Raw genomic sequence first — 21,429 nt, forward strand, 5'->3', positions numbered from 1 at the left:
CAATACACTTCTTTACTTCGACAGAATCTTTGGGGGCGACTATGCCGGTCAGCAGAGAGCAGCGAATCCGTCAATATCTCGATCTCGTCACCGGGGGCGAGGGGACTGAATCGGTCCTCGGCAACATGGAGACGATGGCAGGCGGCGGCCTGGAATCCCTTGCGCCTGCGGAAGCCGGCAAGACGGAGGCGGCGTTTGAATCGGCGCGCGCTGGCATGGAGAGCCTTGCGCGGGGCGCCGAAGTCGCGCCCGAGCAGCTTTCCGATCTGGAAGCCATAATCATCCCGGAGTTGCGGCCGGTCTATGACATCAAGGATGGCACCTTTACGACGCTGACTTTCGACGGCGCTCCGACACCTGGCCATTCGCTGTGGACGAAGCTTACCAGCGAGGCCGCATTGAAGCAGCGCATCGAAGCCGCCCTGCCGGCGATCGGGCGTATCGAACTGTTGTGGGACACCAATATCCCTTACGGCGGCACGGGCTTCGTGGTCGGCCGCAACCTGTTGATGACCAACCGTCATGTGGCGCAGATATTTGCGGACGGCCTTGGCGACCGCAATCTGCAATTCATCAACGGCCGCGCCGCCGGCATCGACTTCAAGCGCGATTCGGCGGCAGGAAACGTCTTCAAGATCCGCAATGTCCGGATGATCCATCCCTATTGGGACATGGCGATACTCGAAGTCGAAGGCCTGCCCGACAACATCACGCCGCTGTCGCTCGCGGTCGCCGACGCGCGCGATATGCTGCGCCAGGAAGTCGTCGCCATCGGCTATCCCGCGTTCGACAATCGCAACGCGGTCGATATCCAGAACGAGCTCATGCGCAATCGTTTCCAGGTCAAGCGCCTGCAACCGGGCATGCTGCAGGGCGGCTTCGATACGGAGAGTTTCGGCAAGATCGTCAGCGCGGCGACACATGATTGCTCGACCACTGGCGGCAACTCCGGCACCGCCATGATCAACCTCGCCACCGGCGAGGTCGTGGCGCTGCATTTCGCCGGCCGCTATATCGAGCGCAACTACGCCGTGCCCACCGGCGCGCTCGCCAAGGACCAGCGTGTCGTCGACCTCGGCCTCAATTTCGCCGGCGCCGCCAGCGGCGGCCCAAACGATTGGGGCGCATGGTGGAACAAGGCGGACAGCGGGTCGCCGGCCGAGGGCGTAAACCTGGTTGAAGTCGGCGGCGTCCAGCAGATCCCGGGCGTCGCCACTCAGACGCCTCCATCCGGAGGTGTCGTCGTTTCGCCGGGCGGCAGCGTCACCTTCGAAGTGCCGTTGCGCATCACCGTCTCGCTCGGCGCAACGCCTGCCCATGAAGCGGTCACGGAATCGGTCGAGCTCGAAGCGGCCAAGTCGACCCCTCCAGGCGGCGCATTCGTTCCCAAAACGGTCGCGGACTATGCCGGCTATAAGGGCTACGACGAGAAATTTCTCTCTGGCGGCACTAAACTCGCGCCGGTCGTTGTGCCGATGCCTGAGGCCACCGACCTCTCAGTGCTGGCGCCGCTCAAGGCCGGCGGCACGCAACTCGACTACCAGAATTTTTCGCTCAAGATGCACGCCAAGCGGCGGCTGGCGCTGTTCACCGCCTCCAACGTCACCGAGGAGAGCAATCTGCGCGAGCCGGAAAAGGGCCGCAACTATTCGCGCGGCGGCCTGTTCAACGAGCGCTGGTTCCCGGATCTGCGGCTCGACGACAAGTACCAGATCCCCGACGTCTTCTACACCCAGGATCAGGGCGCCTTCGACAAGGGCCATATCGTCAGGCGCGATGACGTGGCCTGGGGCAGCACGTTCGAGCTTCTGCTCAGGGGCAATGTCTGCTCCTTCCATGTCACCAACTGCTCGCCCCAGGTCGAAGGCTACAACCGCTCCGACAGCGGCGAGAAGAACTGGGGCGATCTTGAGAACCACGTCCTGTCGGAGGCGGCCAGCGAGCGGCTTTGCGTCTTCGCCGGGCCGGTCCTCGCCGAAGACGACCGGACCTTTGCCGGCAAGGGTCCCAAAGGCACCAGCCTTCGCGCGCTAGTGCCGTGCCGCTTCTGGAAGGTGGTGGTCGCCCGCGTCAGTGACGGCATCGCCAGCTACGGCTTCGTGCTCGAACAGGATCTGTCAGACACCGAGCTCGAGTTTGCCGTCTCCGACGAGTTCGTCGGCGCCATGTACCCGCTGACCGAAATCTCCGAAATGACCGGCGTCAGCTTCGACCAGTCGCTGATCGACGCCGACCAGTACGAAACGGTTCGCGGCACCGAAATTGCGATGCGGGCGGGATCACGCAAGCGGAAGAAGAAGGCTTAAGGTGGCGCGGCGCTGCGATGCCTTCCAGTCTGAGGGGACACCATGACCGAATGGAGCAATCCAAGCCGACCTCACTGCCGCCGGCCACGCGGTAACCGCCCGAGCGGTGCCGGTCATCGGCGCCAACACTGGAGATCTGGATCAGCACATAGCTGGCTGCGAGCCGGGCATCGGAAAGAAGTCGCTCGTCAAAAAGCCGTGATGCAGCGCTTCAAGATAGCGGCAACAATACGGGCTGGTTTTCATTCGGGGTTTTTACATGCGCACACGTCACGCCATCATGCTTGCACTTTCCGTGCTTTCCATTCCTGCCGTCTCCATCCCGGCGCAGAAGGCACGAGCGCTGGAGCCTGAAAAATACACGGTCTACTGCGCCAACGATCACATCGAGGTTTCGTTCTGGGATCTCGAGCAGATGAAGGTGCGGAACGGATCCGATGTATGCCAGTTCCAAAGCTACACGAGCTACTCAAGCGCGTTGAACTTTGCGCAGAAGAATTTTGGTGGGGAAGAGGCGAGTTGCAGCTGCTAGGAGTGCTGGCTTGGAGTGTGCTGTTCCGGGAAAGAAAATGGTGGGCGATGCAGGGATTGAACCTGCGACCCCACCCGTGTGAAGGGTGTGCTCTCCCGCTGAGCTAATCGCCCGCTCGTTGCCCGAAGGCCAAGCGAGCCGCGATATAAGGGAGGCATGCCGTTGAAGTCAAGGCGATGCGCCCGCCTTCTATGCCTGAAATAGCCGAGGGCGGGTGCTGCCGCGCACTCGCCCGTTTCGCTCAGCCGGCCGCCGCTGCAATCAGCCGTTCCGCCAGCTCCAGCGTCAGCGCGTCGAAATGCGAAATCACCGCCGACGGCTCGAATTCCCTGACATGGCGGTCGGTGTAGCCGAAATCGACGGCGACCACCGGAATGCCGGCGGCCTTTGCCGTGTCGATGTCGGTCTGCGAATCGCCGACCATCAGCGCATGGTGCGGGTCGCCGCCGGCCAGCTTGATCGTTTCGGTGAGATGGCGCGGGTCGGGCTTGCGGAAGGCGAACGTGTCCTGGCCGGCGATCGCGGCGAAATGCTTTGTCAGGCCGAGCGCCTCGATCAGCGCCACCGAATTCGCCTGGTATTTGTTGGTGCAGATGGCGAGCAGATAGCCCGCCTTTTCGAAGCGGGCGATCGCCTCGACCACGCCAGGGTAGGGGCGCGACTTGCCGGGGATGTTGAGTGTGTAATGGTCGAGGAACAGCTTCAGCAGCCGGTCATGCTCCTCCACCGCCAGCGACTTCTGTTGCGCGGTATGGGCGCGCTCGATCATCACCCGTCCGCCCTGGCCGACAAAACGCCGGAAGCCGGCTTCGTCGACAGCCGCAAGCTCGCTGGCGGCAAGGCTGTGGTTGAGGCTGTCGAGCAGGTCCGGCGCCGTGTCGATCAGCGTCCCGTCGAGGTCGAACACGATGATCGGTTGGGTCATGGCCTGTCCTGTGGCTGATGCATTGCAGGCAGGCGATAGCGGCTGCGCTTCTTTCAGGCAAGCCGGTGCGAGCCAAAGTCTTTGACCCTGCGGGCAAAAGTGCTAGGAGCGCGCATCCAGAAAAATCAGAACCAAGCCAAACCCCTGGGGCGAGCATGGATGCGAGGCAGTTGAAAGTCGAGGCCGCGCGGGCAGCCCTTGCCCATGTCAGCGACGGCATGCGCATCGGCATCGGCACCGGGACGACGGCCGACGAATTCGTGCGGCTGCTGGCCGAAAAGATCGCCACCGGCTTGTCCGTCATCGGCGTGCCGACGTCGGAGCGCACCGCAGCCCTTTGCCGCGAACTTGGCGTGCCGCTGTCGACGCTTGAGGAAACGCCCGAGCTCGACCTTACCGTCGACGGCGCCGACGAGATCGACGCGGCGCTGACACTGATCAAGGGCGGCGGCGGCGCGCTGCTGCGCGAGAAGATCGTCGCGGCGGCATCTCAGCGCATGATCGTCATTGCCGATCGCTCGAAGATGGTCGGCACCCTTGGCCGGTTTCCCTTGCCGATCGAAGTCAACCAATTCGGCCTGTGCGCGACCGAAATCGCGGTCGCGGCAGCGGCCAAAAGTCTCGGCCTTTCCGGCCCGGTTACATTGAGGATGACGGGGGGCCAGCCTTTTGTTACAGACGGCGGCCATTTTATCCTCGATGCATCTTTTGGCCGCATTCCGGATACAAGAGCGCTTTCTAATGCTCTCCATGCCATTCCTGGTGTGGTCGAGCATGGTCTTTTCATCGGGCTGGCGTCAGCGGCCATCATCGCCGGCGGCGACGGCATCCAAACAGTCCATGCCGCCCGAAAACCAGGGAGTTCTACCGATCATGATGTTGCATAACCGGGTTCGCAATCTTTGCGCCGTTCTGGCGGCTTCGGCCGTTTTCGCCTTCTCTTCCCCGGCGTTCTCGCAGGAGATCACGGAATCGCATCTGAAGGCGGCACGGGCGGCGGTCACGGCAATCCACGCGACCGACTCGTTCGACAACATCCTGCCGCAAGCGGCGGCCTCGCTCGAGCAGCAGCTTATCCAGAAGAACCCTGATATGCAGGAGCTGATCGGCAAGACCGTCAGCGAAAAGGCACTGGCGCTGGCCTCGCGCCGTGCCGATCTGGAGAAGGAAGCAGCGCTCGCCTATGCCAAGGTGTTCTCCGAGAAGGATCTCACCGACATCGCCGCCTTCTACAATTCCGATGCCGGCAAGAAGCTGCTCGACAACGGCCCCAACGTGACGCGCGAACTGGTCAAGGCCGCCGACATCTGGCAGAACGGCCTGGCGCGCGATCTCGCCCAGCAGGTCGGCGAAACGCTGGCAGCCGCCGCGAAGGCCGCTGCTCCGGCCGCGCCTGCGCCGGATAACGCAACAGCCCCCGCCGATGGCGCTGCACCTGCCGACGGCGATGCGCCCGCAGACGGTGACCAGCCGGAAGCGCCGAAGAACTAAGACGTCTGATTTCGCCACCGGCATCCTTGCCGCTGGACCAGAAAGCCCGGTGGAAACCGGGCTTTTCTTTTGGCTTCATGCGGCCTACCTGTCTCAAACATTTCTTGAGGCAAGGAACAGCAGCATGGCCGGTTACGACTACGATCTCTTCGTCATCGGCGGCGGCTCCGGCGGGGTGAGGGCGGCGCGCGTGGCGGCAGCGCTCGGCAAGCGTGTCGGCATCGCCGAGGAATACCGCTATGGCGGCACCTGCGTCATCCGTGGCTGCGTGCCGAAAAAACTCTATGTCTATGCCTCGCAATTTCCCGAGCATTTTGCCGACGCCGCCGGCTATGGCTGGACGGTGCCGGAGGCGAGCTTCGACTGGCCGACGCTGGTCGCCAACAAGGACCGCGAGATCGCCCGTCTGGAAGCGATCTACGAAAAGAACGTGAAAGGCGCCGGCGGCGAGACGTTCCACTCGCGCGCCATGCTGGTCGACCCGCATGTCGTGCATCTCCTGGGCGATGACCGCACCGTCACCGCCGACCAGATCCTGATCGCCACCGGCGGCCGGCCGGCGCCGCACCCGGCGCTGCCCGGTCACGAGCATTGCATCTTTTCCAATGAGGTTTTCGACCTCAAGCAACTGCCGAAGGCGATCATGATCGAGGGCGGCGGCTACATCGCCGTCGAATTCGCCAATATCTTCCATGGCTTGGGCGTCGACACCACGCTGGTCTATCGCGGCAAGGAGATACTGTCGCGCTTCGACATGGACCTGCGGCGCATGCTGCACGAAACCATGGAAAAGAAGGGGATCAAGATCCTCTGCCACGCCGTGTCGGAATGGGTCCGCAAGCGGCCGGACGGCAGGCTGGATGCGTTGGTCACCGGCGGCAAGGTGCTGACAGTCGACCAGGTCATGCTCGCCATCGGCCGCCTCCCCAACACTGAGAATATGGGCCTGGAAGGCGTCGGCATCGAACTCGGCAAAACCGGCGCCATCGTTGTCGACGAATATTCCCGCACCAACATCGACAACATCTGGGCGATCGGCGACGTCACCAACCGCGTGCAGTTGACGCCGGTGGCGATCCACGAAGCCATGTGCTTCATCGAGACCGCATTCAAGGGCAATCCGACCGCGCCCGACCACGACACCATTCCGACCGCCGTCTTCTCACAGCCGGAGATCGGCACCGTCGGGCTGTCCGAGGACGATGCCGTCAAGCGCTACTCCGATATCGAAATCTACCGCGCCACATTCCGGCCGATGCGGCACACGCTGTCGGGCCGCGACGAAAGGATGCTGACGAAGCTGGTGGTCGATGGCGCCACGCGAAAAGTGCTCGGCGCGCACATCCTCGGGCCGGACGCCGGCGAGATGGCGCAGTTGCTCGGCATTCCGCTGAAGGCCGGCGTCACCAAGGATGATTTCGACCGCACCATGGCCGTCCACCCGACGGCAGCGGAGGAACTGGTCACCATGTACAAGCCTACCTACCGCGTGAAGAACGGCGTGCGGGTCGATTGACGCCCGCGCGCTCGATCTTGAAGAACCCCCCATGGCAGCCGCTGTTGCCACCGAGATGGGAGGCCTGAAGCTTATTACAACAAAGTGCCGCGCAGGATGACCAGCGCCACCGAGAAATAGATCACCAGGCCGGTGACATCGACCAGCGTGGCGACGAACGGCGCCGAGGCGCTCGCCGGATCGAAGCCGATCCGTTTCAGCGCGAACGGCAGCATCGACCCCGACAGCGAGCCGAAGGTGACGATACCGACAAGGGCTGCCCCCACGGTCGCCGCGATCAGCGGCCAATGCGGCCCATAATCGTAGAAGCCCATATACTGCCAGAGCGCGATGCGGCAGATGCCGACCACGCCAAGCATGGCGCCGAGTACCAGGCCGGTTGGCAATTCGCGCAACGCCACCCGCCACCAGTCACGAAGGCCGATCTCGCGCAGCGCCAGCGCGCGAATGACGAGCGAGGTCGCCTGCGAACCGGAATTGCCGCCCGAGCTCATGATCAGCGGAATGAACAGAGTGAGCACGATCGCTTTTTGCAGTTCGCCTTCATAGCTTTGCATGGCGTTGGCGGTCAGCATCTCCGAGATGAACAGCGCGCACAGCCAGCCGCCGCGCTTCTTGATCATGGCGAGGAAACTCATCTTCATGTAGGGCTCGTCGAGCGCCTCCATGCCGCCGAAGCGATGCGCGTCCTCGGTCGTCTCCTCGATCATGGTGTCGATGATGTCGTCGATGGTGACGATGCCGAGGATCTTGCCGTGGTCGACGACCGGAACCGCGAGCAGGTCGTATTTGGAGATCGTCTGCGCCAGTGTTTCGCGATCGGTAAGCGGCGTCACCGTCACCGGGGCGCGATCCGGCGCCACCGACAGGATCGGATCGTCCGGCTCGCCGGTGATCAGCCGGCGCAGGCCGGTCGAGCGCACCAGCACATGCGTGTCTGGATCGACGATGTAGATGGCGTAGACGGTCTCCCGCGTCCGCTCCACCTTGCGGATGTAGTCGAGCGTGCGCCCGACGGACCAGTCCGACGGCACGCTGACGAATTCGGTCGTCATGATCGAGGCGGCGCTGCCTTCGGGATAGCCGAGAATGGAAAGCAGCGTTGCCCGCAGCGGCGGGACCAACCCGCCGAGCAGCTCGGAGCGCGCCGGTTCGTCCAGTTCGCGCAGGATATCGGCGGCGCGGTCGACCGACATGGCGGTCAGGAGCTTGCACGCCTTGGCGCGCGGCAGCGCCTCGGCCAGATCGGAGGCGCCGTCGAGTTCAGGCTGGTCGAAGATCTCGACCAGCCGCTCGAACGGCATTTCGCAAAGCAGTTCTATCGCGGTATCGCGAGATTCCCGGTTCAGGGCCTCGACGACATCGGCGACGTGATCATTGGCAAGGATACGCGCGATAGCGACGGCATCGTCGCTTGCTACGACGGGGGTAAATTCGTTCATGGCTCACTCCTTGCCGTCCGGCGGGACGTGAGCCGTTAGAGGTCACATCGAGGCGGACGGCGGTTGCGTTCGACTACTGTCGCCAGGCATGGCGCGGTGACCTTTCTGCTCGCGGGTTCGAGTTGGAATTCAGCGAGCGGGCGCAACATAGGAGCGCATCTTGGCGAGTCAATCGCGGGGGTGGCGGAAAACAGCCGGGAGCCGGCCCAATCGCGAGACTGTGATGATTATTGAAGGGGGAGGGAGCGAGTGCCCCGCCGCCAGTGGCGGAACGCGCTTCGGCGTGGCTGCTATTTCTGCTTCAGCCGGCGTGAAAAACGCATCCATTTGTCCTCGACCGGCCGCGGCTGCGTAAGGATGGTGGTGAGCTCGCGCGGAAGGTTCGGAACAAGCGGCCTCTTGGTGGCGACGCCGTCTGCGATCGCGACCACGCTGTGATAGAATTCCTCGCCCGAGGCCGAGCGTGGCGCCACCGCCTCGTGCATGATGCTGATCACCGTGACATCGGGACAATTGTCCTTGATCGCCTGATGGAAGGCAATCTTGCCATCGGGATCGAGCGCGCCGGTCGCTTCGTCGAGGAACAGCAGTCCCGGTTGCTGCAGCACGATGCGGGCCACCACCAGCTTCTGCTTCTGGCCGCCCGACAGCAGCTGGTCCCAGATCTTTCCCTCGCGGCTTTCATCGGCCATGTGTTCGATGAAATCGCCAAGGCCGGCCTTGTGCAGGGCTGCCGCGACCTGCGCATCGCCATAGTCGTCCTCGGAGCCGGGCAGGCACACCAGCTGCTTCAGCGACACCTGCTGCAGCTTGACCTCCTGGGCGGCATAGAAGCTCCTCACACCGTCAGGGAAGACGATGGTGCCGCGGCCATAAGGCCACAAGCCGTTGATCGCCTTGATCAGCGAAGTCTTGCCGCAGCCGGATTCGCCCTTGAGGAATGCCCACTCGCCGCGCCGAAAGCGCAGATTGGCTGCGCTCAGGAACGGCGTGGCGTCTTCACCCTGATGCGCCAGTTCAAGCTTCTGGATGGTCAGGCCGAAGACCGGGTTCTGGCTGGCATAGTGGAAGTCGGAACGGCCGGTCTGGCTGTAGAATTCCTGCGGCTGTTGGACGTTTTCAATGGCGTGCGCCAATTCAATGACGCGCTGGCTGTTGGCCCGCAAGGTGGCGAGACTCGGCATGACATGGATGAACCAGGAACATTTGCTGATCAGCGCGTTGACCTGCTCGGAACCGGTTATGTAGCCCTTGAGGTCGACGCCGTTGTGGATGAACGGCACCAGACCAGGTCCGTAGGCGACAACTTTGGCCCCGACGAAATTATAGACCGATTCGAATCCCGCATAGAGGGTGTTGACGATGTTGAGCTTCGACCAGGTGGTATCGATATCGAGATAGAGCCGTCCATGTATCGTCTTTTGCACGTCTTCGCCTTGCGACGCCGACACATGGAAACTGCGGCGCAACAAAGTGATCAGCTCGCTGCGATAGGTGCCTTCGGCCTTCTGCATCCTGACGTTGAGCCACTCCAGCATTCCGCCGAGTTTGATCGCGATCCAGGTATTGACCGGCACGTAGATGGCAACCGCCAGCAGAGCGAGGACGGCGCTGCCATAGCTGCCGAGGGCATCCAGGCCTTTTACCTCCACGGAATTCGCCAGCAAAGCGCCGCCGACAAAATAAAGTGAGGTGAAGACGCCGAACACACCTTGGGCAAGCCCGATGGCGCCGCCCGCCATGTCTTTGATGGATTCCTGCACGCGCTGATCAATGTTGTCGGGCGCTGGCGCATCTGGCGAGCCATTCTGGGCGTGGTAGTGCGTATGGTTGGTATCGAGCAGCGCCGCATTGAAACGCGCGTTCAACCAGGCGCGCCATTTGCGATGCAATGTCGCCGATACAAATTTGCAGGCGCCTATGATTCCCATGTCCTTGAACACGACCAGCAGGACAAGCAGGCCGGCATTGGTAAGCACCGATTCAAGGGGCGTGGTATTCGCGGCGTCGTGAAAAAAAGCGATTGAGGCTGCCAGTTCGCCCGCCAACACGGTAAACCACACGTCCGCCTTGCTCGACAGGGCTATGATGAGTGCGAGGACGACGGTGAGAGCCCAGGCTTCCCTCCACCGGTCCGAGAACCAGTAGGCCCGCATCAGTCCCCAGAAGGTCCGCATCGACGATACTGGCGTCAGGGGCGACGGCCCGGCGGGGGCGTCGCGGTTCCAAAGTGCCGATATTGAACGTCGCGGTCTGTCGACCCGAATCACAATCCCGCCCAAACCTTTTTTAGTTTTGTTACGGATAGTAACACCAATTGATCATTTTCTATGAATTTTATCCCGGCGAATGTGAGGCAGCCCACCCCCGTTGCTATGAGGCAACAGTTGGTGCTGCGAGACCGCCGTCTTTGGGCCGAATTTGTCCTTTGTTTCAATGTGTTGTGAGAACGCTTAGATGTGCGAAAATATTCCCTGGGGGAAGGCTCATACACGGCTTTGTGACCAAAAGGCCTGCCCGTCGGCCGGTTTTCCCACCGCGCGCTAACCGGATCGCCCGAAAAATTGCCGTCCGTGATCGCCCCAGGCCGCCCGAATCATTTCACTGGCCATCATGGTTGGGCACGCAAGATCGTCGCTCCTGTAAAGCGACTGTTCATGAGGTGGCACGCGCTTTTTAGGGTTGTGTGCGTCAAGTTCTGCAAAATGGGGCAGCCATGATGCTGGTCATGCGGCTTGGCGCAGAGCGAGCTTCTTGTGCTCGCGCAGGTCGTCCATGTTGATGTATCGGTTGGCCTCCATCCAGTTTTCGTTGGTCTCGACGGCCAAGGCCCTGACCAGGCGCAGGCAGCTTTCGGTGTTGGGGAAGATGCGCACGACATAGGTGCGCCGGCGGATTTCCTCGTTGAGCCGCTCCAGCATGTTGGTGGATTTAAGATGCTTGTGGTGCTGTCTCGGCAGCCTGAAGAAGGTCAGGGTTTGTTCGATGGCATCCTCGGCCCAGCCTGTCAGGCGCGGATAGCGTGCCGACCATTTGGCAAGCCATGCGGCAAGATCAGCCCTGGCCTCTGCGAGATCGCGCCGGTCGTAGAGCCAGCGCAATTCCTGCAGGCAGTCGTCGCCGTGCTTCCTCGGCAGATGATCGAGCGCGTTCCTGAGGAAGTGCACGTAGCAGCGTTGCCAGGCGGTTTCGGGGATCACCTCGCCGATCGCTGCCACCAGGCCGGCGTGATCGTCGGACACAACCAACTCGACGCCCTTGAGGCCGACGAGGAAGTCCCTCCAGGCCGAGCGGCTCTCGCGATTGGCCATCTCCACGGCCAGGATCTGGCGCCTTCCGTCCCAGTCGATACCGACCGCGATCAGCACCGCCTGGCTCATGACAACACCGGCTTCACGCACTTCTCGTAGCGCGCATCGAGGATGAGGTAAGGAAACGGCTCTTGAAGGGGGCGCCTGGCAAAGGCAGCGAGGCTCTCGTCCAGCCGCTTGTTGATGGCCGAGATCGACGAGGCCGAGAAGGCATGGCCGCACAGTTCTTCCGTGATCGCCTTCACCTTGCGGGTCGACACGCCCTGGACATACATCTCCGCCAGTGTCGCCACCAAGGCCCGCTCGGAACGCTGGTAGCGCTCGAACAGCTCGGTGGAGAAGCGGCCGGCCCGGTCCTGCGGAACCCGCAGCTCGAGCTTGCCGACCCGCGTCACAAGGGTACGGCCGTAATAGCCCGAGCGATAGCCAAGCCGTTCGGGCGTGCGCTCGCTCTTCGAGGCACCCAGCGCCTCGTCCATCTCGGCCTCAAGCACCTCCTGCATCACCGCACGGAGCACTTCGTGCAATCCATCCGGGTTCGAAAGCAAAATGTCTTTGACGGCAGCGCTGGCGGTCTTAACTTCAGTCTTGGTCATGGTGGCGTTCCTTCGCGGGAATCAGGTGACGTGAACAATCACCAGCCTGCCATGACCGCCCCCTCTCAGCGAATTTGCAGAACTCTCAGCACACTACCCTTTTTAGCTGCAGCTCAACACCGTTTGACAATCAAGCGCACTGGAATGAACCTCGTCGGGCACTGTCGGCACCAATGCATGTCCGGTCCCCAACAAGGAAGCTCCCCAATGCTTGCACACGCCGCCGCTCCCGCGATCCTGTCGCTCTTTGCCTGGCTGCCTCTGGCGCATGCCGGCAGCCAGACCATTGCGGCAAGCGCCGAAGGGCAAATCGAGTTCAATGGGCCGTCCGGCAACATCGGCTGCATCTACACGCCGAAGGGCGGCACCAGCACCTACGAGCCACAGGATGGCGGTCCGGAACTGAGCTGTTCGCGCGTCGAGCCCAGCTACGTCACCGTGATCCTTGGGCCGAACGGCCCGGCGACATTGATCAAGAATCCGGGAGAGCAGGGCTGCTGCAGCGATGTCGCGAAGCTGGCCTATGGCAACAGCTGGAGCAAAGGGCCGTTTACCTGCCAGTCGTCAACCAAGGGACTGACCTGCACGGGCAGCAACGGGCATGGCTTCTTCCTCAGCAAAGCCAAGGTGACGGTGAAATAACTTCGGTCAGCCGGCCTTTTCCAGCTCGCCCTTGGCCTTTGCAGCCGCGACCTGGCGGATGGCATCAGTCAGCGTGTCGGCGTCCTGCGCGCCCATGACGGCGTATTTGCCTTCGAGCAGGAAACACGGCACGCCGGTGATCCCCATCCGCGATGCCGTGGCGATTTCTGTGCGCACCTCCTCGACGTCGGCATCGGTCGGCAACAGCGTTTCGACCACGGCAGCGTCCATGCCTGCCTCGCGGGCGGCATCGACCAGCACGGCGTGGTCGCCAATATTGCCGCCTTCCTCGAAATACAGCTGGAACAGCCGGCGCACGAGCCGGTTCTGCACGGCTTCACCGGCGGCACCGGCCCAGCGGATGACACGGTGCGCGTCCAGCGTGTTGGCGGCGACCTTGATGGCGTCGAAAGCGAAATCGATGCCTTCGGCTTCGCCGAGCGGCTCTATGCGGGCATGCATCTGACGGATGCGCTCGTCGCTGCCGAATTTGGCCAGCATGTATTCGCGCCGGTCCTTGCCCTCGAGCGGGATGGTCGGGTCGAGCTGGAACGGCCGCCAGCGCACATGAACCTCAACGTCGCCGGCAGCGGCAATCGCTTTATCCAGCCGCTTCTGGCCGACGAAGCACCAGGGGCAGACGACGTCGGAAACCACGTCGACCGTAATGGAATTGTCATCGCTCATCTTGATCTCCTGCAGCCGAGCGTTTTACCGAGCATGATCTCGGCTACGCTCAGTTCGGCTTGCGCCACCATGTCGGCCATTGATAACCGAATATGGGTGTCTTTTTGGGATGATCCAGGTAATTCCAGTAAGCGAGCCATTGCTGCGCGTTGTACTGCATCGGCACCATGTAATTGCCGGAGATCAGCAATCGGTCGAGCACGCGCACGGCGGCGACATAGTCTTCCTTGGTCCGTGCTCTCAGCATCGCGTCGATCGCCGCGTCGACCGCCGGATCGGCGACGCCGGCCAGATTGAATGAACCTTCTCTTTTGGCCTCTGAAGAACCCCAGCGAAGGTTCTGCTCCATACCGGGAGACAGCGAGTTGCTGAACCCGCTCGACCCGACAAGAACCTCAAAGTCGAAACGCTGCTTGCGCGACTGGATCTGGTCGGCCTCGAGGCTGCGGATGGTCACCGCGATGCCGATCTTTTCCAGCGAGCGCTGATAGATGGCGGCAAAGCGTTCCTCGTCCTGCGACGCCGTCAGGATCTCGAAACCGAACGGGTTTCCCTTGGGATCCAGCAGGACGCCATCCCTAACGGCGTAGCCCTGGCTCTTCAGCAGGTCGAACGCCAGCTTCAGCACCTTGCGGTCCTGGCCGGTGCCGTCATTCACCGGCGGGCGCCAGCTGCCGTCCATGACATCGGCCGGCACGCGGCCGGGGTAGGGCGCCAGCAGCGCCTTTTCCCTGTCGCTAGCGGGATGGCCGAGCGCGGAAAGTTCGGAATTCTGCCAGTAGCTCATCGTGCGCGTGTACTTGCCGCCGAACAGGTTCTTGTTGGCCCATTCGAAGTCGTAGAGCATGCCGAGCGCGCGCCGCACCTCCGGATTGGAAAACTTCTCCAGCCGCGTGTTGAACAGGAACCCGGTCACCACGGGCGGTATGCCGGTGTCGAAGGTCTCGGCGATCACCTCGCCGCGATGAAAGGCGGGAAAATCGATATCGCGCTCGCGCTTGACCGGATCGCCCTCATCGTAAATGGCGCAGATGCCTTTCTTGAACGCTTCCGTCTTGGCATTGGCGTTGAGGAAGTACTCGATGGTGATCTGGTCGTAATTGTCGAAGCCGCGCTTGGAAGGGATGTCCTTGCCCCAGTAATTCGGGTTGCGCTTGAACACGATGCGCTGTCCCGGCTGCACCTTGTCGATGATGTAGGGACCGCTGCCGATCACCGGCTTCAACGTCGTCTTGTCGAAGGTATCCTTGTTGAAGGCGTGCTTTGGGATGATCGGCGTCAGCGCGATGATCAACGGGGTCTCGCGATTGGCCTTGTCGTTGAAGGTGAAGCGCACGCTGTGATCGCCGGTCTTTTCGAGCTTGGCGATCAGGCTCATGCGATCCCTGTAGGGCGGGCGGCCCTTGTCGGTGAAGACATCGTAGGTGAACAGCACGTCATCCGGCGTCACCGGGTCGCCATCGGACCACTTTGCATTTGGGTTGAGATGGAACTCGATCCACTTGCGCTCGGGATCCATATCGGCTGTGTCTGCGAGCAGGCCATAGAGGCTGAAGGCCTCGTCGTAGTTGCGCATCATCAACGGCTCGAAGACGAGATTGCCGAAAATGAGGTCCTGCATGCCGCGCGCCGTGGTGCGCAGGCTCTTCAGGATGAACGGGTTCAGATTGTCGAAGCTGCCGACGACGCAGTAAGTGATGTTGCCGCCTTTCGGCGCATCGGGATTGACGTAGTCGAAATGCTGGTAGTCGGCTGGCAGCGCCGGCTCGCCCTGCATGGCGATGGCATGTTTCGGTTCCGACATCGCCACGCCGGGTGCAAAGGCGAAGAACGAAATTGCGGCGATCAGCCAAACAAGAATGCGGCCCATGACCGTCTCCTTACTGGGCGGCTTGATGATTCGGAGTGCACCCTAACATGGCCCCGCGGCGCTCCGGCCAGATACATCAACCCAAATCGCACGACCCAAATTGCGAGGCCAAGAATTGCAGGCGGCGGGCTGGATTCGGCTGCTCATGCAGTGTAACACGCGCTCCGAAGTCATTCTGTTGCCTCAATTCGGCAACAGGTAGCAGGACCACACGGCGCGAAGAAGCCGGTCCCGGGATCATTTGAGAGGAAATGCACGACATGACGAGCCTGAACAGCAACGCATACCGCCTTTCGGTCCTGGCCGCGGGCGTGGTCGGCTTTCTGGGCGCCGGACTTCCCACCGCTTCGGCACAGCAACAGATTCCGCAGGGTTGGTTCAAGGCCTGCACCAAGCAGGAAGATGTCGACATCTGCAATGTCCAGAACATCATCACTGCCGGCAACGGCCAGTTCGTCACCGGCGTCAGCCTGATCGAGTTGAAGGGCAAGGTAAACCGCAAGGTCTTCCAGGTCACGGTTCCCCCAGGTCGCCTGGTGCCCCCCGGCATCGCCCTGCAAATAGACGCCGGCAAGGCGACGAAGCTGGATTATGTCATTTGCTTCGCCGACCGTTGCGTTGCCGAAGTGCCGCTGACCGACGCGCTCGTCGCGTCCTTCAAGAAGGGACAGGCGATCACGCTGACCTCGATCAACTTCCAGAGTCAGCCAAATCCAATCAAGGTTGCCTTGACCGGCTTCAGCGGCGCCTTTGACGGCGCGCCGCTGCAGCAGTCGGACATCGAGGATCGGCAGAAAAAACTCCAGGATTTCGTCGTCAAGAACAACCAGGACTTCGCCAAGAAGCTCAAGGACGAGCAGGCCAAGGCCAAAGCCGCCAACTAATCGCCGGGACAGATACCGGAGCGACAAAAAGCGGGGTCATGCCCCGCTTTTTTGTTGTCGTCACGTCGATGCAAGGTGATGTCAGTGTCTCGACTGGCGTTTCGGCTCATAGCGTCCGTCCGGCCGCTTGTCGAACATCTCGCCGATCTGCGGATGCCGGACCGGTTCGCCCGATTGATCCTCGAGCAGATTCTGCTCGGAGACATAGGCAATGTATTCGGTTTCCGAGTTTTCAGCGAGCAGATGGTAGAACGGCTGGTCCTTGCGCGGCCGCACGTCGGCCGGGATGGCTTCGTACCATTCGTCGGTGTTGGCGAATTGCGGATCGACATCGAAAATGATGCCGCGGAACGGAAACAGCCGATGACGAACCACCTGTCCGATCGAAAATTTGGCCGTTTTCATCATACTCACCACTAAGCCTCTAGAGCGCCCGGCGTCCCCTCGAATGTGCGAAGAGCGCTCTAAGACTTTGAATTTACACACACCGTGGCCAAAAATCGAGCCCGACTTAGGTCTGGGATCAGGCTTTATTTGGCGCAGATAGCGTGTCAGTTCAATGCCGAAGCGCTTGACGCCCGATGAAGCTACGGGCTAGCCCGGTCCAGGGGTTTCGGGCCAGGGCAAAAATGTCTGACGTCGTCGGTCTTGTTCTTCCGTTCTTCGGGCTGATTTTCATCGGCTTTCTGGTCGCACGCATGACCAGGCAGCCGCTGGAGGCGCTTGGCTGGATGAACACTTTCATCGTCTATGTCGCGCTTCCTGCCCTGTTCTTCCAATTGCTGGCCCGCACGCCGTTCGAACAGTTGACCGAATGGCGCTTCATCTTCGGCTCGGTATTTTCCACCTACACGATCTTCTCGATCATGTTCGTATGGTCGGTGACGGCGTCGCGCGGCGAGATCGCCCAGTCGACGATCAAGGCGCTGGCCGCGGCCTACGGCAATATCGGCTATATGGGGCCGGGGCTGGCGCTGCTCGCCTTCGGCGAACAAGCGGCGGTTCCCGTCGCGCTGATCTTCTGCTTCGAAAATATCATGCATTTCGCCATCGCGCCGATGATGATGGCGCTGTCGGGCGACGACAAGACATCGCCGTGGCGGCTCATCCTCGGCGTAGTCAGGAAAATCGTCCTGCACCCGTTCATCATCGCGACCGCGCTTGGCGTCGGCGCCGCCTATCTCGGCTTTCACCCACCGCAGCCGGTCGATCGCCTGCTTGAATATCTTTCGCGGGCAGCCGCCCCTTGTGCCCTGTTTGCCATGGGCGTGACGCTTGCGCTCCGGCCGCTCAACCGCGTGCCGCATGAACTGGCGTCGATCGCGGCGCTGAAGCTGATCCTGCATCCATTGCTCTGCTACGTCGTGCTGAGCTGGATCGGGAACTTTTCCGAAATCTGGGTTTTTTCAGCCGTGCTTTTGGCGGCATTACCGACTGCAACCAACGTCTTCGTCATCGCCCAGCAATATGGCGTCTGGGTGCAACGCGCCTCGGCCAGCGTCATGATCACCACCTGTCTCTCGGTGCTGACGGTGACCGGGCTGCTCTACATGATCCGCCACGGCATCTTACCGCCGGACCTGTTTCCCTGAACCGCCGGTAAGCGCCGCAAAGCCGCTGCCCGGCCTCAAGCCTTCGCGCATGAAAAAGGCGCGCAGCGGCGCGAAACTGCCGAGCACATTGAGGCCGGCGCTGCGTGCCATCTGCGCCGGCAACATGTCCGACAGCAACGACATGTTAAGCAGATTGACCGCGCCCGAACGCGCCAGAACGTCGGGACGGCGCCTGGAATCATAGGCGGCCAAAGCCCTTGCGGCGCCAGGGTCGCCGCGATTTTCGCGTGCGATTCCAATCAGATCCTCAACGTCCCTGATGCCGAGGTTGAGACCTTGGGCCCCGATCGGCGGGAACACATGTGCAGCCTCGCCGACCAGCGCCACACGGTTTTGCGCGAAGCGCCCCGGTGATGCCGCTGAAAGCGGGTAAATTTGTCGGCCGGGCTCAACCGACACCCGGCCCAGCATCGACTGCATCTGCTGCTCGACACGCTCGGAAAGTGTCACGTCATCGAGTGCGGCGAGGTCCTTCGCCGTCTCCGGTTTCACCACCCAGACGAGGCTGGAGCGGTTGCCGGGCAGCGGTACCTGGGTGAACGGCCCGGTCTCTGTGTGGAACTCGGTCGAGGTGAAACCATGCTCGCTGCGATGGCCGAAATTCAGCACCAGCGCCGCTTGGCGGTAGGATCGCACCGAGGCCACTATGCCCGCCGCCTCACGCGCCGGCGACAGGCGCCCATCGGCAGCGACCGCGAGCGAGGCCGAGACTTCGCGGCCATCAGCCAAAACGGCATGCGCCTGATCGGCGTCCAGACGCCAACTCTCGACCATCGACGTCAGCCATTCGATCCCCGAATGTGCCGCGACGGACTTGGCCAGCGCCGGGTTCAGCGCACTGTTGGGCAGGTTGAGCCCGAACTGCTCCTCGCCGATCTCCATGGCGCGAAAAATCACCACCGGGCTGCGGATGAGCCGGCTGGTCGCATCGACGATGCGCATGACCTTCAGCGGCGCGGCCTTCGGCGCAAGTTCGGCCAGCACGCGCAGCCGATCGAGAACCTTGAGAGCAGGGTTCATCAGCGCCGTGGTCCGGCCATCGGGCCCGCCTGCTTCGGGTCCGACCAGGGTTACCGGAAAGCCCGCCTCGGCGAAACCGAGCGCCGCGATCAGTCCGGCAGGGCCGCTGCCGGCTACCAGTATCCGTGCTGTCTCGCGATGATCCAAATTGGACTTCCAGTTTGCGATGCAGGTGTCTACCCATGGATATAGGTCAGACCATGCGGCTTGATCAACGCGGCGATTAGGCTCATTCGGTTGTCATGACCGGCCAGCAGGACGATTTCAGCCATCTCGACCGCGCCGGCCGCGCCACGGCAAGCCTGGCCCGCAGCCCCCGCCTGACGGTCAACATCGCCATCGCCGGCGGCATTCTGCTCGCCTGGTTCATTCTCGGCGCCATGGCGATCCGCGACGCCGAAGGCCGGCTCCCCGGCGTACCAGGCGATGTGGTCCTGCGATATCTGCCGCAACTGCCGCTGCCGGATGTCCTCGACCGCTTCTTCGGCATGTGCCTGACGCCCGCACCACTTGATGCCGGCGGCGCACAGCTTCTGGCGTTGATCGTGATGTGGTTTTCGATGGCTGTGGCGACGATGCTGCCGTCGGCGGCGCCGATGATCCGTACCTATTGTGAAATCGCCGACACCGCCCGCATCAAGGGCGAACCGGTGGTCCACCCGCTGGTCCTGGCTGCCGGCTACCTCTCGACATGGCTTGTCGCCTCTATCGGCTTCGCGGTGCTGACGTTGCTCGTCCACGCATTTACGTCCTCCGCTCGATTGCTCGATCCGGTGAGCGGCCTTGCCGCGGCGGCCGCGCTGCTGGTTGCCGGCCTCTACCAGTTCAGCAGCCTCAAGCAGGCCTGCCTGACAAAATGCCGGAACCCGTTCTCGACACTGTTTTCCAACTGGAGCGCGGAGCCGGGTGGCATCTTCCGGCTAGGGCTGAAGCAGGGCCTGTGGTGCCTCGGCTGCTGCTGGGCGCTGATGCTGGTGATGTTTGCCGTCGGCGCGATGAACGTGTTCTGGATGGCGCTGATCGGCCTGTTCACCTTGATCGAAAAACAGACCACCGGCAGCCTTCCAACCCGAGTGGCCGGTGCGATACTGCTTGTCTGGGTAGTCGCCCTGCTAGTAGTCTCGGCATGACGGGGGAGAATTCTATGGCAGAGCAAGGCTGGGCAATGAAAGGAGAGCTCGTACTCTCCTGCAATTGCACGGTTTTTTGTCCTTGCGTGCTGTCGCTTGGCAGCCATCCGCCGACGGAGGGTTATTGTCAGACCTGGGCGGGCTTCCGCATCGACGCAGGCCATTTCGGCGAGGTCGACCTGTCCGGCCTCAATCTCGGTCTGGTCATGGAAATCCCCGGCTTTATGAGCCGCGGCAACTGGACCGCAGGCCTGTTCATCGACAAGCGCGCCTCCGTCTATGCGGTGAAAGCGCTGACCAGGATCTTCACCGGGAAGGCCGGCGGAACAACCTCGCTGTTGTCGATCCTTGTCGGCAAGTTCCTCGGTGTCGAGCAGGTGCCGATCACCTACGAGACGCGTGACAAGACCCGTATTTTCCAGATACCGAAGATCATCGACGGGGCGGTCACACCGATTCCCGGCAAGGATCGCGAGAAGGATACCGTGATCGGCAACTCGGAATACTGGATCGCGCCGGAGATCATCGTGGCCAGGTCCGACAAAAGCAAGATGCGGGCGTTCGGCCACAACTGGAACTTTGCCGGCCGCTCGGCCGAAATCTGCAAACTGGATTGGCGGGGCCCGTGAGCAAGAACACAACCGCCAGGAACGCCGCCAAAAAGATCACCGACCGGATACCCAGGCCGAAGAAAAAGGTCACCTGGCCGCAGGCGCGGGCATTCTCGGTGCATCTGTTGACCGCGTCTGGCTCGTTCCTGGCCTTCCTGTCTCTGGTGGCGGCAAGCGAGCAACGCTGGACGGCGATGTTCTGGTGGCTGGGGCTGGCGCTGTTCGTCGACGGCATAGACGGGCCGATCGCGCGCAAGCTTGAGGTCAAGGAGATCCTGCCGACCTGGTCGGGCGAACTCCTCGACAACATCATCGACTATGTCACCTATGTGCTGATCCCCGCCTTCGCGCTCTACCAGCGCGGCTTCATGGGCGAAGGGCTGTCTTTCCTGTCGGCGGCCATCATCGTGGTGTCCAGCGCCATCTATTATGCCGACACCGGAATGAAGACGAAGGAGAACTTCTTCAAAGGCTTTCCGGTGGTCTGGAACATGGTCGTGTTCACGCTGTTCGTCATCGAGCCGGGACAGTGGGTGTCCTTCGGCGTCGTCGTGGCGGCCGGCATCCTCACCTTCGTGCCGATCAACTTCATTCATCCCGTGCGGGTGGTGCGGCTGCGGCCAATTAATCTTGGCATGACGCTGCTCTGGTGTGCTTTCGGTGCGCTGGCGCTGGCGCAGGCGGCCCTTGCCGCCTTCTACGACCAGATCGGCGTTTTGGGCGAACAGGTCAGCGTCTTTACCAAGGTCGGCATCACCATCACCGGACTTTACCTCGCCTGCATCGGCGGTATCATGCAGTTCTTCCCCAAACTCGGCGCCAAGCCGGACACTAAGAAAGCCTGACCGCAGGA

At 62.0% G+C, this 21,429-nt stretch carries 18 protein-coding genes, 1 tRNA gene and 1 pseudogene; 11 read left to right on the forward strand and 9 right to left on the reverse strand.

All coding sequences use genetic code 11. The features are described 5' to 3' along the window. The first annotated feature begins 41 nt into the window (after positions 1-41). The gene (locus ACYG97_RS09040; RefSeq protein ID WP_460221575.1) at positions 42-2,306 is read left to right on the forward strand and encodes a DNA/RNA non-specific endonuclease; all 2,265 of its coding nucleotides are present in this window, start codon (positions 42-44) and stop codon (positions 2,304-2,306) included. A 259-nt stretch (positions 2,307-2,565) separates the two neighbouring features. After that, positions 2,566-2,838 carry a hypothetical protein gene (locus ACYG97_RS09045; RefSeq protein WP_023734713.1) on the forward strand — a complete coding sequence of 91 codons (273 nt, stop codon included), beginning with the start codon at positions 2,566-2,568 and terminating at the stop codon, positions 2,836-2,838. A 38-nt stretch (positions 2,839-2,876) separates the two neighbouring features. Here ACYG97_RS09045 and ACYG97_RS09050 read toward each other — a convergent pair. Next, positions 2,877-2,951, reverse strand: a tRNA-Val gene (locus ACYG97_RS09050). Between the two features lie 128 nt (positions 2,952-3,079). Further along, positions 3,080-3,763: a phosphoglycolate phosphatase gene (locus ACYG97_RS09055; protein ID WP_023734714.1), complete on the reverse strand. Its 684-nt coding sequence runs from the start codon at positions 3,761-3,763 to the stop codon at positions 3,080-3,082. Positions 3,764-3,918: 155 nt separating this feature from the next. Between ACYG97_RS09055 and rpiA the strand changes: the two genes are divergently transcribed. The 3 genes from rpiA to gor all read left to right on the forward strand — a co-directional run bounded on the left by rpiA (position 3,919) and on the right by gor (position 6,770). Further along, positions 3,919-4,650: a ribose-5-phosphate isomerase RpiA gene (rpiA, locus tag ACYG97_RS09060; protein ID WP_023734715.1), complete on the forward strand. Its 732-nt coding sequence runs from the start codon at positions 3,919-3,921 to the stop codon at positions 4,648-4,650. After that, positions 4,637-5,254 (forward strand): DUF2059 domain-containing protein, encoded by a 618-nt coding sequence (locus tag ACYG97_RS09065; protein ID WP_023668979.1) that lies wholly within the window; start codon positions 4,637-4,639, stop codon positions 5,252-5,254. Before rpiA ends, ACYG97_RS09065 begins: the two co-directional genes overlap by 14 nt. Positions 5,255-5,378: 124 nt before the next feature. Then, positions 5,379-6,770: a glutathione-disulfide reductase gene (gor, locus tag ACYG97_RS09070; protein ID WP_023682513.1), complete on the forward strand. Its 1,392-nt coding sequence runs from the start codon at positions 5,379-5,381 to the stop codon at positions 6,768-6,770. Positions 6,771-6,844: 74 nt separating this feature from the next. Here gor and mgtE read toward each other — a convergent pair whose 3' ends face one another. From mgtE to ACYG97_RS09085, 3 genes and pseudogenes are all read right to left on the reverse strand, one after another. Continuing rightward, on the reverse strand, positions 6,845-8,212 hold the full coding sequence (gene mgtE, locus ACYG97_RS09075) for a magnesium transporter (RefSeq protein WP_023706828.1): 1,368 nt from the start codon (positions 8,210-8,212) through the stop codon (positions 6,845-6,847). Positions 8,213-8,502: 290 nt separating this feature from the next. Next, entirely contained in the window at positions 8,503-10,389 is a 1,887-nt protein-coding gene (locus ACYG97_RS09080; RefSeq protein WP_023682514.1) for an ABC transporter ATP-binding protein/permease, read from the reverse strand. Between the two features lie 549 nt (positions 10,390-10,938). Next, positions 10,939-12,119: pseudogene (locus tag ACYG97_RS09085) on the reverse strand (IS256 family transposase). A gap of 207 nt (positions 12,120-12,326) precedes the next feature. Here ACYG97_RS09085 and ACYG97_RS09090 point away from each other — a divergent pair. Next, positions 12,327-12,761: a hypothetical protein gene (locus ACYG97_RS09090; protein ID WP_023706826.1), complete on the forward strand. Its 435-nt coding sequence runs from the start codon at positions 12,327-12,329 to the stop codon at positions 12,759-12,761. 6 nt (positions 12,762-12,767) lie between these two features. Here the strand turns inward: ACYG97_RS09090 and ACYG97_RS09095 are convergent, their stop codons facing one another. Both ACYG97_RS09095 and ACYG97_RS09100 read right to left on the reverse strand, forming a co-directional pair. Further along, positions 12,768-13,448 (reverse strand): DsbA family oxidoreductase, encoded by a 681-nt coding sequence (locus tag ACYG97_RS09095; RefSeq protein ID WP_023730583.1) that lies wholly within the window; start codon positions 13,446-13,448, stop codon positions 12,768-12,770. A gap of 49 nt (positions 13,449-13,497) precedes the next feature. Beyond that, complete coding sequence (locus ACYG97_RS09100) at positions 13,498-15,318, reverse strand: extracellular solute-binding protein (RefSeq protein ID WP_023706824.1); 1,821 nt, start codon at positions 15,316-15,318, stop codon at positions 13,498-13,500. A gap of 260 nt (positions 15,319-15,578) precedes the next feature. Between ACYG97_RS09100 and ACYG97_RS09105 the strand changes: the two genes are divergently transcribed. After that, positions 15,579-16,202, forward strand: coding sequence for an invasion associated locus B family protein (locus tag ACYG97_RS09105; RefSeq protein ID WP_023668972.1), 624 nt, complete (start codon positions 15,579-15,581; stop codon positions 16,200-16,202). Between the two features lie 81 nt (positions 16,203-16,283). On the opposite strand, the gene hspQ is transcribed toward ACYG97_RS09105, so the two are convergent. Continuing rightward, positions 16,284-16,607, reverse strand: coding sequence for a heat shock protein HspQ (gene hspQ / locus ACYG97_RS09110; protein WP_023668971.1), 324 nt, complete (start codon positions 16,605-16,607; stop codon positions 16,284-16,286). A 224-nt stretch (positions 16,608-16,831) separates the two neighbouring features. On the opposite strand from hspQ, the gene ACYG97_RS09115 reads away from it, so the two are divergent. Then, a complete protein-coding gene (locus tag ACYG97_RS09115) occupies positions 16,832-17,794 on the forward strand; it encodes an AEC family transporter (RefSeq protein WP_023734007.1) in 963 nt (320 codons plus the stop codon). On the opposite strand, the gene ACYG97_RS09120 is transcribed toward ACYG97_RS09115, so the two are convergent. Then, on the reverse strand, positions 17,771-18,982 hold the full coding sequence (locus tag ACYG97_RS09120; protein ID WP_023734008.1) for a UbiH/UbiF family hydroxylase: 1,212 nt from the start codon (positions 18,980-18,982) through the stop codon (positions 17,771-17,773). The genes ACYG97_RS09115 and ACYG97_RS09120 overlap by 24 nt on opposite strands. A gap of 95 nt (positions 18,983-19,077) precedes the next feature. On the opposite strand from ACYG97_RS09120, the gene ACYG97_RS09125 reads away from it, so the two are divergent. The 3 genes from ACYG97_RS09125 to pcsA are packed head-to-tail and all read left to right on the forward strand — an operon-like array spanning position 19,078 to position 21,421. Beyond that, complete coding sequence (locus tag ACYG97_RS09125) at positions 19,078-19,965, forward strand: DUF2182 domain-containing protein (RefSeq protein ID WP_023734009.1); 888 nt, start codon at positions 19,078-19,080, stop codon at positions 19,963-19,965. Between the two features lie 14 nt (positions 19,966-19,979). Beyond that, complete coding sequence (locus ACYG97_RS09130; protein WP_023691317.1) at positions 19,980-20,594, forward strand: DUF1326 domain-containing protein; 615 nt, start codon at positions 19,980-19,982, stop codon at positions 20,592-20,594. Beyond that, complete coding sequence (gene pcsA, locus ACYG97_RS09135) at positions 20,591-21,421, forward strand: phosphatidylcholine synthase (protein ID WP_023668966.1); 831 nt, start codon at positions 20,591-20,593, stop codon at positions 21,419-21,421. The genes ACYG97_RS09130 and pcsA overlap by 4 nt, the downstream gene beginning before the upstream one ends. Positions 21,422-21,429 lie beyond the last annotated feature (8 nt).

The sequence above is a fragment of the Mesorhizobium sp. W067 genome, from assembly GCF_054719525.1.

What these genes read in the sequence shown, in the direction of transcription:
- ACYG97_RS09090 (WP_023706826.1), top strand. Translation starts at nt 12,327, where the DNA reads ATGCTTGCACACGCCGCCGCTCCCGCGATCCTGTCGCTCTTTGCCTGG.
- ACYG97_RS09100 (WP_023706824.1), bottom strand. Translation starts at nt 15,318, where the DNA reads ATGGGCCGCATTCTTGTTTGGCTGATCGCCGCAATTTCGTTCTTCGCC.
- ACYG97_RS09080 (WP_023682514.1), bottom strand. Translation starts at nt 10,389, where the DNA reads ATGCGGACCTTCTGGGGACTGATGCGGGCCTACTGGTTCTCGGACCGG.
- ACYG97_RS09045 (WP_023734713.1), top strand. Translation starts at nt 2,566, where the DNA reads ATGCGCACACGTCACGCCATCATGCTTGCACTTTCCGTGCTTTCCATT.
- ACYG97_RS09095 (WP_023730583.1), bottom strand. Translation starts at nt 13,448, where the DNA reads ATGAGCGATGACAATTCCATTACGGTCGACGTGGTTTCCGACGTCGTC.
- ACYG97_RS09130 (WP_023691317.1), top strand. Translation starts at nt 19,980, where the DNA reads ATGGCAGAGCAAGGCTGGGCAATGAAAGGAGAGCTCGTACTCTCCTGC.
- rpiA (WP_023734715.1), top strand. Translation starts at nt 3,919, where the DNA reads ATGGATGCGAGGCAGTTGAAAGTCGAGGCCGCGCGGGCAGCCCTTGCC.
- ACYG97_RS09125 (WP_023734009.1), top strand. Translation starts at nt 19,078, where the DNA reads ATGACCGGCCAGCAGGACGATTTCAGCCATCTCGACCGCGCCGGCCGC.
- ACYG97_RS09115 (WP_023734007.1), top strand. Translation starts at nt 16,832, where the DNA reads ATGTCTGACGTCGTCGGTCTTGTTCTTCCGTTCTTCGGGCTGATTTTC.
- mgtE (WP_023706828.1), bottom strand. Translation starts at nt 8,212, where the DNA reads ATGAACGAATTTACCCCCGTCGTAGCAAGCGACGATGCCGTCGCTATC.
- ACYG97_RS09055 (WP_023734714.1), bottom strand. Translation starts at nt 3,763, where the DNA reads ATGACCCAACCGATCATCGTGTTCGACCTCGACGGGACGCTGATCGAC.
- hspQ (WP_023668971.1), bottom strand. Translation starts at nt 16,607, where the DNA reads ATGAAAACGGCCAAATTTTCGATCGGACAGGTGGTTCGTCATCGGCTG.
- ACYG97_RS09040 (WP_460221575.1), top strand. Translation starts at nt 42, where the DNA reads ATGCCGGTCAGCAGAGAGCAGCGAATCCGTCAATATCTCGATCTCGTC.
- ACYG97_RS09105 (WP_023668972.1), top strand. Translation starts at nt 15,579, where the DNA reads ATGACGAGCCTGAACAGCAACGCATACCGCCTTTCGGTCCTGGCCGCG.
- gor (WP_023682513.1), top strand. Translation starts at nt 5,379, where the DNA reads ATGGCCGGTTACGACTACGATCTCTTCGTCATCGGCGGCGGCTCCGGC.
- ACYG97_RS09065 (WP_023668979.1), top strand. Translation starts at nt 4,637, where the DNA reads ATGATGTTGCATAACCGGGTTCGCAATCTTTGCGCCGTTCTGGCGGCT.